The organism is Aquabacterium fontiphilum (assembly GCF_009909205.1).
GTDB lineage: Bacteria > Pseudomonadota > Gammaproteobacteria > Burkholderiales > Burkholderiaceae_C > Aquabacterium > Aquabacterium fontiphilum.
The window spans coordinates 150,746-162,750 of the sequence record NZ_JAAAPN010000011.1; the positions used below are offsets into that span (position 1 = coordinate 150,746).

A 12,005-nucleotide genomic window follows, 5' to 3' on the forward strand; every position below is an offset into this window, starting at 1 on the left:
GCGAGCATATTCTCATAACAGTGTTATTTTTTTCAACGATGTTCTGAAATGATCTCCCTGTCCTTGCTCCGCCGGGCGACACCGTGGTGCCTTGCTGTCACGGCATGGGCCGGCCTGACGGGGTGCCAACCGGCTGCGTCGGTGACGCCGTCTGACACCGAGGTGCTGGCCGCCGAGACCCGCCGCCCCGCCGACGCGGCGCTGGCCGCCAAGTACGAGCGCAGCTGCCTGAGCTGCCATGGCGTGCGCGGCAGCGCGCCGCTGACCGGCTACGCCCCGCACTGGACACCGCGGCTGGCGCAAGGCATGCCGACCTTGCTCGCCCACACCCGAGAGGGGCTGCGTGGCATGCCCGCCATGGGCCTGTGTCACGACTGCAGCGACGACGAGCTGCGCGCCCTGATCACCTTCATGAGCACTGGCCAATGATCCGCCTGCCCACCGCCTCGACCACCCACGCTCACCCGCCCTCTGCTGGACGCCGCCTCGTGCTGCAAGGAGGGGCCAGCCTGGCGCTGCTGCAGGCGCTCGGCGCCGCCACCCTCACCCACCTGGCCGCCGCCACCGACGCCGAAGCCGACACGCCCCCGCCCGCCCCCAGCCGCTGGCAGAACTGGTCGGGGCTGCAACAGGCCACGCCGGCACGCTGGCTCACGCCCGCCGACGAAGACGCGCTGCGTGAGGCGCTGGCGCGCACGCAAGGCGAGCTGCGGCCGGTGGGCTCGGGCCACTCGTTCACGGCGCTGGTGCCCACCTCGGCGACGCTCGTGTCGCTGGACCGCCTCGCAGGTGTGGTCGACATCGACCCGGTGGCGCGCACCGTCACGGCCTGGGCGGGCACCCGCATCCAGGCGCTGGCGCGCGCGTTGGACGCACAAGGGCTGGCGCTGCGCAACCAGCCCGATGTCGACGTGCAGACCCTGGCTGGTGCCATCGCCACCGGCACGCACGGCACGGGTGCCACGCTGCCGGCACTGCATGACGACGTGGTGGCCATGCGCATCGTGACGCCCGATGGCCGCGTGCGCATGCTGCGCGCCGAGCACGAGCCCGACGAGCTGGCTGCAGCCCGTGTTTCGCTGGGGGCCCTGGGCCTGGTCACGCAGGTCACGCTGCGTGTGGTGCCCGCGTTCAATCTGCACCGCACCGTCTGGCTCGAGCCACTGGAGGCCATGCTGGCGCAGGCCCCCGCCCTGGCCGCGCGCCACCGGCATTTCGAGTTCTATGTGTTGCCCTTCACCGGCTACGCGGCCGGCATCCGGCACGACGTCTACACCGGGCAGGACCTGGCCCTGCCGCAGCCGGCCGACGAAGATGTGCTGGGCGACCTCAAGGCCTTGCGCGACTGGCTGGGCCGCTTCCCGGCCCTGCGCCAATGGGTGGCCCAACGCGCCATCGACCCGGCCATGCGCGAGGAGGCCCGCCACCGCTCGTTCCGGCTGCTCTCGTCCGTTCGCGCCACGCGTTTCAACGAAACCGAATGGCATGTGCCCCGGGCGCAAGGCATCGCCTGCCTGCGCGAGGTGGTACGCCGCATCGAGCAGCGCAACGAGGCCTTCTTCCCGATCGAGTTCCGCTATGTGCGCGGCGACGGCGCGTGGCTGAGCCCCTTTCATGGACGCGACAGTTGCTCCATCGCCATCCACGCCGCGGCCGACGAGCCCTGGCAATACCTGCTGAGCGACTTCCTGCCGCTCATGCAGCGCCACCAGGGCCGACCGCACTGGGGCAAGCTGCATTCACTGCGGGCGCGCGAGTTGGCCGCGCTCTACCCCCGCTGGGCCGATTTCCAGGCCGTGCGCCAGCGCTTCGACCCGCAGCAGCGCATGCTCAACGCCCACCTGCGCCAGCTCTTCGGGGTAGCCGCAGCATGAGCGGGCCTGCCCACCCGCCGCGCCGACGGCTGCTCAAGATGGGCGCCCGCCTGGGCCTGGGGCTGGGGGCGGTCGGCTTGTTGGCCTGGGCGCGCCCCGCCGCGCAAGGCCAGCCGCACGACGCGCATTTCAGCCGTCTGGCCCGGGCCTTGCAGCAAGCCGGCCTGGGGCACGCGCCCACACTGGTGATCGACCGCGACCGGCTGCATGCCAACCTGACCCGCATCCGGCAGGACATGCAGGCCAGCGGCCTGGCGCTGCGCCTGGTCAACAAATCGCTGCCCTGCCTGCCGTTGCTGGACGAAGCCGCCCGCGCGCAAGGCACACAGCGGCAGATGGTCTTCAACACCCCCTACCTCGGCCTGCTCGCGCAGCAGCAACCCGACCACACGGCGCTGCTGGGCAAGCCCTTGCCGGTACAGGCTGCCGCGGCCTTTCTGGAGACGGCCGCGGGCATGGGCTGGCCGGCAGCCGACCGCGTGCAGTGGCTCGTAGACACCCCTGCGCGGCTGGCGCAATACCGGGCGCTGGCGCGGGCACGAGCGGAGCCCATGCAGGTCAACATCGAGATCGATGTGGGCCTGCACCGCGGCGGGGTGACCCACATCGCCACGCTGCAGGAAATGCTGGCCCTCATGGCGCAGGAGCCCCTGCTGCGCCTGGGTGGCCTGATGGGATACGACGCCCACACCGAGAAGGTGCCCGACGCACTCGGCCAGCGCGAGCGCGCCCGCCTGGCCGCCCGCGAGACGTATCAGGCCTGTGTGGAGGCCGTCTTGGCCAGCCCCCTGGCGCGCGACCGGGCCAGCTTCACCTTCAACACCGGGGGCTCGACCACCTACCGGCTGCACACAGCAGACGGCCCGGCCAACGAGGTGGCACTGGGCTCGGCGCTGGTCAAGCCCTCGGACTTCGACACCCCGCTGCTGGCCGATCTGCAGCCTGCGGCCTGGATCGCCACGCCAGTGCTCAAGGTCGCGCGCTTTCAGACACCCACCGGCGTCGAAGCGCTGGGCATGGTGCTGCAGGCCTGGGACGCCAATCAGGCTGTGGCCCACCACATCCACGGCGGCAACTGGCTGGCGCAGCCCGCGTCGCCGGCAGGGCTGCAAGCCAGCGGCCTGATCGGTGCCTCGTCCAACCAGCAGGTGCTCTTGGGCTCGGGCCGCCAGCGCCTGCAGCCCGACGACCTCGTTTTCTGGCGCCCCACGCAAAGCGAGGCGGTGCTGCAGCAGTTCGGCGACATCGCCGTGGTCGAAGGCGACCGCGTCGTGGCGATGTGGCCCGTCTTCCCTGCGCGGGCCTGAGGGGCCTGACGCGCCCGCCTGATCCCGCCCTGAGGACCAACACCATGCACATCCCGAACCCACACCAGGCCAAGGCGCCACGCCACGCCCGGTGTCGCACGCTGACCAACCGCCTGGCGGCCCTGGGCCTGGGCTTGATGGCGTCCTTGGCCCTTCCGTCCATGGCGCAAGGCTGGCGCGTCGGCGTGGGCATGAGCGACCTGACGGGCGAGGCCGCTGAAGTCGGCATGATGGGCTATGCGGAGCTGAGCCAGAAAACCAGCGGCATCCACCAGCGCCTGCGTGCCCGCGCCTTCATCGTCGACGACCCCCGCACACAGCGCGCCGCCGTCGTCGTGGTCACCGACACCGGTCTGGTCACCCAGGCCGTGCACCAGGCCGTGATGGCGCGTCTGGCGGCCCGCTACGGCGAGCGCTACACCGCGCGCAACGTGATGATCACGGCCACCCACACGCATGCTGGCCCCGGCGGCTACTCGCATTACGCGCTCTACAACATCACGGTGCTGGGCTTTCAGCAGCGCACTTTCCAGGCCATCGTCGACGGCATCGTCGAGGCCATCGAACAGGCCCATGCGCGGCTGGCGCCGGGTGAGGTGCGCCTCAATCAGGGCGAGCTGCACAACGCCAGCCGCAACCGCTCGCCACTGGCCTTCCGGCTCAATGCCGCAGAAGACCGGGCCCACTTTCCAAGAGAGATCGACCCGCTGATGACGGTGCTGCGGTTTCGACAGGGCGGGCGCGACATCGGCGCGCTGAGCTTCTTCGGCACCCACGGCACGAGCATGACCAACCGCAACACCCTCATCAGCGGCGACAACAAAGGCTATGCCGCCTGGCACTGGGAGCACGAGGTCGAAGGCGTGCGCCACCGGCACGACGCCGCCCCCTTCGTGGCCGGCTTTGCCCAGACCAACCCGGGCGACCTGTCGCCCAACCTGAACCTGCGCCCCGGCAGTGGCCCCACCGACGACGAGTTCGAGAACACCCGCCTCATCGGGCTGCGCCAGGCGGACAAGGCCCGGCTGCTCAGCCGCCAGGCCAGCGAGCTGCTGGGTGGCGACATCGACTTCCGCATGCGCTATGTGGACATGAGCCGCGTGCAGGTCAGTGGCGCCTACACCGTGGATGGCCGCCCCGCCACGACCTGCCCGGCCGCGCTGGGCAGCAGCTTTGCCGCCGGCAGCACCGAGGACGGCCCAGGCCCCGGTATCGCGAAGGAAGGCCAGTCCAACCCGTTTCTGACCGCCATCGGCGGCCTGGTGTTCTGGCCCACGCACAGCCTGCGCGCCTGCCACGGCGTCAAGGAGGTGGTGATCCCCGTGGGTGAGATGAAGCCCTACCCTTGGACCCCCGAAGTACTGCCCATCCAGATCCTGAAGATCGGCAGCATGGTGCTGGCCGGCCTGCCCGCCGAGCCCACGATGATGTCGGGCTGGCGCATCCGCCGGCAGATCGCGCAGACGCTGGGCATGGACACGCGCCGCGTGATCGTCGTGGGCTACAGCAACGCCTACACGCAATACGTGACCACGCCCGAGGAGTACAGCCTGCAGGATTACGAAGGCGGCAGCACCTTGTTTGGCCCGGCCACGCTGCCAGCCTACATGCAGGAGTTCGACCGACTCGCGCAGGATCTGGCGTCAGGCCGCCCCACGGTCAGCACCCTGAGCCCGCGCGACCTGAACTGCTGCCAGCTCAACTTTCAGACCGGCGTGGTCTTCGACACCCCGGGGCTGGGGCGCAGCTTCGGTCAGGCGGTGCAGCAGCCGGACGCGCAGTACCAGGCTGGGCAGACCGTGCGCGTGCAGTTCCAGACCGGCCACCCCAAGAACAACCTGCGCCGCAACGGCACCTTTGTCGAGGTACAGCGTGACACGCCGCAAGGCTGGGTGACGGTGGCCGACGACAGCGACTGGGCCACGCGCTATCACTGGCGGCGCACCTTCGGTGCCGAGTCGGTGGCCGAGATCACCTGGGCCATTCCACCGGGCACGCCCGTCGGCAGCTACCGCATCGTCCACCATGGAGACGCCCGCTCGCTGCTGGGCAAGGTCACGCCATTCCGCGGCACCAGCCGCAGCTTTCAGGTGGTGGCGACGAAGTAGCCGTCCTGCTCGGTCGCGGCGCCCACGCGCAGCAACTGCGCGGCCATGTAGGCAGCCACCGCCTCGGGGTCGTCGGGCAGATGGGCGCGCATCGCGGCGTTGCCGCCCAGGCTGCGGTCCACCATGGCCGCCAGCTCGGCGCGGCTGAGGCGGCCGGCCTCCATCAGCTTGAAGGCAAGCAGCACCTTCAACGCGTTCTCGACATTGCGGCGTGGGTCTTCGCTGAGCCAGACGATGCGTGATCGGGCTGCCGCCAGCGCGGCACTGACTGCACCGTCGTCTTCACTGAACGGTGCCCCATGGCCCGGGATCACCACGCGCGGCGCCAGCTGCCCGATCAGGTCCAGCGTGGCGGCCTGCTCGGCAAAACCCGCCACACCGGCGAGCTCGGGAAAGATCACGCCAAAGCCCTTCTGCCACAGCGCATCGGCCGAAATCAGAATGCCCAGCCGCTCACACCACAGCATCACCATCGCGTGGTCATGCCCGGCCGCCGGCAGCACCCGCCAGGCTTCGCCGCCCAGCGACAGGATGTCGCCGGGATGGATCAGCCCGTCATAGCGAAAGCGCGGGCACTGTTGGCTGGTGTGGTGGTAGCTCAGCCGGCTTTCATCCCAACGGTCCACCAGCTCGGCCTCTCCGGGCGGGATGAAGGTGCGCGCGCCATGACGCGCCTGCAGCCCTGCGTTGCCGCCCGCATGGTCGGAGTGCAGGTGGGTGTTGACGATGCGACGCAGCGACCTGCCGGCCAAGGCCGCGTCCAGCAACCGCACGGTGTCGTCGAGGTGGGTCACATAGCCGGTATCCACCACGGCAGGCTCGTCATCCAGGAACACGATGTTGTTGGACGACAGCCAGCCGCGCTCCAGCACGACCAGGTTGTCAGGCAGCGTCATGCGTCGCATGGTACGCCAAGCCCCCGGCTGTGAGGGCACACAGCGCGACTGAGCGACAGCGCCACCAGCGTGCGCAAAGTGGCCAGCAGCGCAGCGGATCAGCCCGCGTGGGCCAGCGCCCGGGCCACCCTCAGGCGGCCTTCGCACCGCACCCGCTGAGCCGGGGCAGGCGCAGCCCGTCCACCCTCACGCCGGGGCGCGGCGCCTGCGCGCTCGAACAGCGCGACGGCGCGCGCCACCCAGGCGCGGTAGGCCAGGCCTTCCGGGTCAAAGTAGGGCACGCCGCGGTCGGCGAAGGCATGCAGCTCGCGCGCCAGCGCCGGCTCGGCGATCTGGTCAGCCAGTTCCAGCAGCGCGTGCAGCGCCATGGCACGCTCGCTCGCCAGCGGCGATTGCAGTTGCGCGCGCAGCGCGGCGGGGTGGTCGGGCAAGGACATGGTGGCTCCCGTTTGACACGATCGTGTCTCGGTTTCGGCCGTGACACCGGCCCGCTTGAGGGCAGATGTCACGGTCGGGGCGCCTTGCATGCCCGATAAGCCGTCTCAACCGTGACGGATCAGGTAATCGAAGGCGCTGAGCGCTGCGGTGGCGCCCGCGCCCGCCGCGATCACGATCTGCTTGTAGGGCACGGTCGTGCAGTCACCGGCGGCAAAGACGCCCGGCACGTTGGTGTGGCCCTTGGCATCGATGAGGATCTCGCCGAACTTGGACAGCTCCACCGTGCCGCGCAGCCATTCGGTGTTGGGCACCAGGCCGATCTGCACGAACACGCCCTCCAGCGGCACCGTGCGCTCGTCGCCCGAGACACGGTCCTTGAACTTCAGGCCGTTGACCTTGCCCTGGGCGCCGGTGATCTCGGTGGTCTGCGCGTTGACGTGGATGGTCACGTTGGGCAGGCTCTTGAGCTTGTTGACCAACACGGCGTCGGCCTTGAGCTGGTCGGCGAACTCGATCAACGTGACGTGCTTGACCACGCCAGCCAGGTCAATCGCGGCCTCGACGCCCGAGTTGCCGCCGCCGATCACGGCCACATCCTTGCCCTTGAACAGCGGGCCATCGCAGTGCGGGCAGTAGGCCACGCCCTTGTTCTTGTACTCGGCCTCGCCGGGCACATTCACGTTGCGCCAGCGCGCGCCGGTCGACAGGATCACCGTCTTGGCCTTGAGCGTGCCGCCGTTGTCCATCTTGACCTGCACCAGGCCACCCGGCTGCTCCGCGGGAATCAGCTGCACGGCCTTCTGCAGGTTCATGATCTCGACGTCATAGGCCTTGGCGTGCGCCTCCAGCGCGGCCGACAGCTTGGGGCCGTCGGTCTCCAGGATGGAGATGTAGTTCTCGATGGCCAGCGTGTCGTTGACCTGACCACCAAAGCGCTCGGCTGCGATGCCGGTGCGGATGCCCTTGCGGGCCGCGTACACGCCCGCTGCAGCACCAGCGGGGCCACCGCCCACGATCAGCACGTCATATGGCGCCTTCGCGTCGATCTTGGCCGCTTCCTTGGCAGCGGAATTGGTGTCGAGCTTGGCCACGATCTCTTCGACCGTCATCTTGCCCGAGGCAAACACCTGGCCGTTGAGGAAGACCATGGGCACGGCCATGATCTCGCGTTTTTCCACCTCTTCCTGGAAGGCGCCGCCTTCGATGACCGTGGTCTTGATCTTTGGATTGAGGATGGCCATGAGCGACAGTGCCTGCACCACGTCCGGGCAGTTGTGGCAGCTCAAGGACATGTAGACCTCGAAGTTGAAGTCGCCATCCAGTGCCTGGATGCTGTCGATGACCTCGGGCTCGACCTTGGGCGGGTGACCGCCTGTCCACAGCAGCGCCAGGACCAGCGAGGTGAACTCGTGACCCAGGGGCAGGCCGGCAAAGCGCAGGCTGTTCGCGGCGCCCACGCGCTGCAGCGTGAACGAGGGCTTGCGGGCGTCCTGCCCGTCGGTCTTCAGGGTGATCTTGTCGGCGCGCAGGCTTTGAATCGTCTGCAGCAGCGCGAGCATCTCGCGCGAGTTCTCGGAGTCACTCAGCGATGCCACGATCTCGAACGGTTGTTGCACGCGCTCCAGGTAAGCGCCAAGTTGTGCCTTGAGGGTGTCGTCCAGCATGTCGGGCATCCTTTTTTGATGAGTGTGTGAGTGACTTCGGGAACCGGCCTCCGTTTTGTGATCAGAGGCCAGAGGTGCAATCAACCGCCTTGTGGGCGGTGGTCAAAGGCGGGGTGAGGTGGTTTCGGGCGGGTTGGCGTGAGCTGGCACGCCATGCAGCAGGATGCCCGGCAAGGCGCAAACCGCAGTCATGGCCTGAGCCATGGCGAGGATTTGCAACGCCGCGGGGCGCCTGCTGCAGGGATGGGCCGGCCACGCCGATCCGCCCGGAACCGCCTTAGATCTTGCCGACCAGATCCAGCGAGGGCGCCAGGGTCTTGGCGCCTTCCTTCCACTTGGCGGGGCAGACCTGGCCAGGGTTGGCGGCGGTGAACTGGGCGGCCTTCAGCTTGCGCAGGGTCTCCGACACGTCGCGGGCGATTTCGTTGCTGTGCACTTCCATCGTCTTGATCTGACCTTCGGGGTTGATCACGAAGGTGCCGCGCAGCGACAGGCCTTCTTCAGGGATGTGCACGCCGAAGGCGTTGCTCAGGGCGTGCGTGGGGTCGCCCACCAGCGGGAACTTGGCCTTGCCCACGGCCGGCGAGGTTTCGTGCCACACCTTGTGCGAGAAGTGGGTGTCGGTGGTCACGATGTAGACCTCGGCACCCGCCTTCTGGAACTCTTCGTAGCTGTTGGCCGCGTCTTCGATTTCGGTGGGGCAGTTGAAAGTGAAGGCAGCCGGCATGAAGATCAGCACGGACCACTTGCCCTTCAGGCTTTCGTCGCTGACTTCGATGAACTCACCCTTCTCGCCGCGGTTGACGAAGGCGGTGGTCTTGAACGGCTGCACTTGGGTGTTGATCAGGGACATGTCGGTTTCCTCTTGGTGGGTTGGTTGACAACAAAAAGCGATCTTAGGCCAGTCATTCCCATATGGCGAATTGATTGACCAAATCTAGTCTATTGTCAAACACTATTGAGTACGTCGATTGCCCTGCATCGCCCTCCAGTTTGTGCGGCCAGTCATGGCTGCGTCATGGCCTCGTTCATTGCACATAGAAGCGCGCCCCTGTCACCGGCAAATTGCTCTGCCGTTGCACGTCGAACGTGCCCGTGGCGGGGACCACGCGCCGGCCACGCACCGCTGGCGTCACCGTGACCTGCCCCACGCCCGGCGGTACGCGACAGACATACAGCCCGGTGGTGCCCGCCGTGCAAGCCACGCCCGCCGTGTTGGACTGCACCGTGGCGGCGGCGTTGTACGGCTGGCCGTTGGGTCGCAACAACCAGCCAGCCACCATGGTGTCGTTGTCGGTGGCACCCATTGCCGCCACGCTGCGACCCTGGGCCGCAGCGATCGCTTTGGTCTGCAGCACCGTGGCCACGACGTTTTCCTGAGCCGTGCCGCAGGCCACGTTGCCAGGCGCACATGTCAGGTGCGGCGACGAGAACAGCGCCACGCGCGGCGAAACGTAGGACATCACCGTGCCGTACAGCCCGCTGACGCCTTTGCCGTAGCTGTAGTTGAACACCCCGGCGAAGGACGAGTTCGCGCGGTCGTGCACCGCGCCCAGGTTGTGGCCCAGCTCGTGGGCCAGCGTCAAGGCCTCGCAGTACGATCCCCCATGCTGGCCGTCGTTGATGGCCGTGAACAGGCTGCTGGGCGCCTGCTGCTGGTAAGCCTGCAGCCCGCCTGCCCCGGCGCCAGGCACGTAGGCTACGCCGCAGGTGCCGGTACGCGAGGTCGCCGCGTTGAAAGGCGCCGCGAACACGCTGATGGCCGCGCCGGTGCTCTGCCGCAGGCGCGGTAGCACCGAGAACACGCCGCGTGCGCTGCGCATGTTGCTCAGATTGGTCTGGGGGCTCGTATCAGCCTGGCGCAGCAGCTGCCAGCCCACCACCCTGAACTGCACGCCCGTGCCGCTGTTGAGGTAGGCCGCGTTTGCCACGCTGACCAGGTTGGCGAGGCGCGTGCGCGCGGCCGACTCCGATCCCCACATCGTCACGAAGCTCGGGCTGTAGGTCATCAGCAGGTTGATGGTCGTGTCGGCCTCGCCTGCCGCCAGGGGCACGATGCCCGCGCCGCTGCCGGTGCCGTTCAGACCCACCCGCGCGGCCACGTTGGCCGCCACGGCAGGCTCGTCCCCGGATGCCGCCACGGGCGGGCGGCCCACATCGTCGATGTGCATCTGGTCGTCGCCCCGCAAGCCACGCCATCCAGCCCGACGCGGGTCGATGATCTGCGTGCGCCCGGCGCGCGTGATGATCTGGTGCTCGCCCCGGCTGTGGTGCACGGCGGCAAACACGGCATCGGTGCCCACGGTGATCAAGGTGGGGTAGCCGGGCCCATCCATGCGGCTGATGCCCACGAGCTGGTGGTGGCCGTCGGCGTCAAGCGTGTTGCCTGTCACCACGATGACCTCGGTCTGCCCATCGGGCAGCGGCACGGCCAGCTCGCTGCCCACCGGCGCATCGGCCAGGGCCGCCGCATTGAGCCGGATGTCGTACACACCGGCCGCGACCGGTGCGCCCAGCTGGTGCAGTTGCGTCGCCACCCCGGCGGGCTCGTCCGCGGCCATCAGACTGCCACCCGCGCCCTGGCGCAGCGCGACCTGACGCCCGCCCAGGCGCACGCCACCGACAAACCCGCCCGGCACCTGCTTGAGGTAGACGCGGTCCAGCGGCGCGCCTTCCAGGCGCCCATGCCAGTAGGGCAGACCATCCGCCCCCGTCGTGGTGGCTTCGAATACCACCACCTTGCGGCCGAACACCGGAAAGGTAAGGGCGATCTTGTCGCCCGGCTTCATGGACAGCAGCCGCGCCGCGTCCAGCGCCATCGGGCTGCGGATGTCGAGCTGCACGCCACCATCACGCAGCTGCACCTCGGGCAGATCGGGCAGCGGCGCAGGACCGGCCCCAGCCGCACCGGACACCGCGGCAGCCGACACCACCACACCAGCCAGCCACGCTGTCTGTCGCCCCCAATTCATCCGTTTCTTCATGCCACGCTCCCGCGCCAGAACACCTTCACCCCAATCTAATGGGCTGGCTCGAAGCTCGGGCGTGAAGAGTTCACGGCCGCCGCGGGCGCAGGCGCGTCACTGGCGCGACAGGCTGTTGGGTGGGACAAAGTACCGCTGCAGCAAAGCCCGGAAGAAGGCGGTTTGCCCCGGGCTGATCCGACGTTCTGTCAGGCAAATTCCTACACGGCGTGTAGCCGCTGGCCGACCCTGCTTACAGCCTTGCGCCTATCAAGAAAACAAGCCGGTCTTTGCACAATGACTCCATCGACAACGCAACAACGGTTGCAGCCAGAAGGAGCCAGACATGAACGCCGACCAAGTCCTGCAAGAGATCCGTGAAGTCAACCTGTCGTACCTGATGCTGGCCCAGAGCCTGATCCGCAGCGACCGCGAACAAGCTCTTTTCCGTCTGGGCATCTCGGAGCAGGCTGCCGACCGCCTGGCCTCGCTGAGCCCGGCCCAAGTCGTAAAGGTGGCGTCCAGCAACACCCTGCTGTGCCGCATGCGCATGGACGACGATCTGGTGTGGAGCCTGCTGACCAACCACGGTAAGGGCGCCGCCAACGACAGCGTCTCGCGTCTGCACGCCTCCATCCTGATGGCCGGCCGCCATCAAGAAGCCGCCTGATCGCCGCCTGATTTCCCCTCGAACCCGACACGTCCCCGGAGCCCCACCATGCGCACCAAGAGCCTCCTGACCGAAGCCAAGCAGA

At 68.3% G+C, this 12,005-nt stretch carries 10 protein-coding genes; 5 read left to right on the plus strand and 5 right to left on the minus strand.

The window, feature by feature from the left end:
* Positions 1–141 precede the first annotated feature (141 nt).
* Genes GTZ97_RS13790 through GTZ97_RS13805 form a run of 4 tightly spaced genes read left to right on the plus strand, consistent with a single transcriptional unit; the run spans position 142 to position 5,289 of the window.
* Positions 142–429 (plus strand): c-type cytochrome, encoded by a 288-nt coding sequence (locus GTZ97_RS13790; RefSeq protein ID WP_330863618.1) that lies wholly within the window; start codon positions 142–144, stop codon positions 427–429.
* A complete protein-coding gene (locus tag GTZ97_RS13795; protein WP_161651218.1) occupies positions 426–1,874 on the plus strand; it encodes a D-arabinono-1,4-lactone oxidase in 1,449 nt (482 codons plus the stop codon). Before GTZ97_RS13790 ends, GTZ97_RS13795 begins: the two co-directional genes overlap by 4 nt.
* Positions 1,871–3,181 (plus strand): alanine racemase, encoded by a 1,311-nt coding sequence (locus tag GTZ97_RS13800; protein WP_161651219.1) that lies wholly within the window; start codon positions 1,871–1,873, stop codon positions 3,179–3,181. Before GTZ97_RS13795 ends, GTZ97_RS13800 begins: the two co-directional genes overlap by 4 nt.
* Positions 3,182–3,225: 44 nt before the next feature.
* A complete protein-coding gene (locus tag GTZ97_RS13805; RefSeq protein WP_161651220.1) occupies positions 3,226–5,289 on the plus strand; it encodes a neutral/alkaline ceramidase in 2,064 nt (687 codons plus the stop codon).
* Here GTZ97_RS13805 and GTZ97_RS13810 read toward each other — a convergent pair.
* From GTZ97_RS13810 to GTZ97_RS13830, 5 genes are all read right to left on the minus strand, one after another.
* Positions 5,268–6,185, minus strand: coding sequence for an MBL fold metallo-hydrolase (locus GTZ97_RS13810; RefSeq protein ID WP_161651221.1), 918 nt, complete (start codon positions 6,183–6,185; stop codon positions 5,268–5,270). The two genes, GTZ97_RS13805 and GTZ97_RS13810, sit on opposite strands and share 22 nt — an antisense overlap.
* A 98-nt stretch (positions 6,186–6,283) precedes the next feature.
* Positions 6,284–6,622, minus strand: coding sequence for a hypothetical protein (locus GTZ97_RS13815; protein WP_161651222.1), 339 nt, complete (start codon positions 6,620–6,622; stop codon positions 6,284–6,286).
* Positions 6,623–6,727: 105 nt separating this feature from the next.
* Positions 6,728–8,287, minus strand: coding sequence for an alkyl hydroperoxide reductase subunit F (ahpF, locus tag GTZ97_RS13820; protein ID WP_161651223.1), 1,560 nt, complete (start codon positions 8,285–8,287; stop codon positions 6,728–6,730).
* 277 nt (positions 8,288–8,564) lie between these two features.
* Positions 8,565–9,140 carry an alkyl hydroperoxide reductase subunit C gene (ahpC, locus tag GTZ97_RS13825; protein WP_161651224.1) on the minus strand — a complete coding sequence of 192 codons (576 nt, stop codon included), beginning with the start codon at positions 9,138–9,140 and terminating at the stop codon, positions 8,565–8,567.
* Between the two features lie 175 nt (positions 9,141–9,315).
* Positions 9,316–11,271: a reprolysin-like metallopeptidase gene (locus GTZ97_RS13830; protein ID WP_161651225.1), complete on the minus strand. Its 1,956-nt coding sequence runs from the start codon at positions 11,269–11,271 to the stop codon at positions 9,316–9,318.
* A 325-nt stretch (positions 11,272–11,596) separates the two neighbouring features.
* Between GTZ97_RS13830 and flhD the strand changes: the two genes are divergently transcribed.
* A complete protein-coding gene (gene flhD, locus GTZ97_RS13835; protein ID WP_161651226.1) occupies positions 11,597–11,920 on the plus strand; it encodes a flagellar transcriptional regulator FlhD in 324 nt (107 codons plus the stop codon).
* The last annotated feature ends 85 nt before the right edge of the window (positions 11,921–12,005 follow it).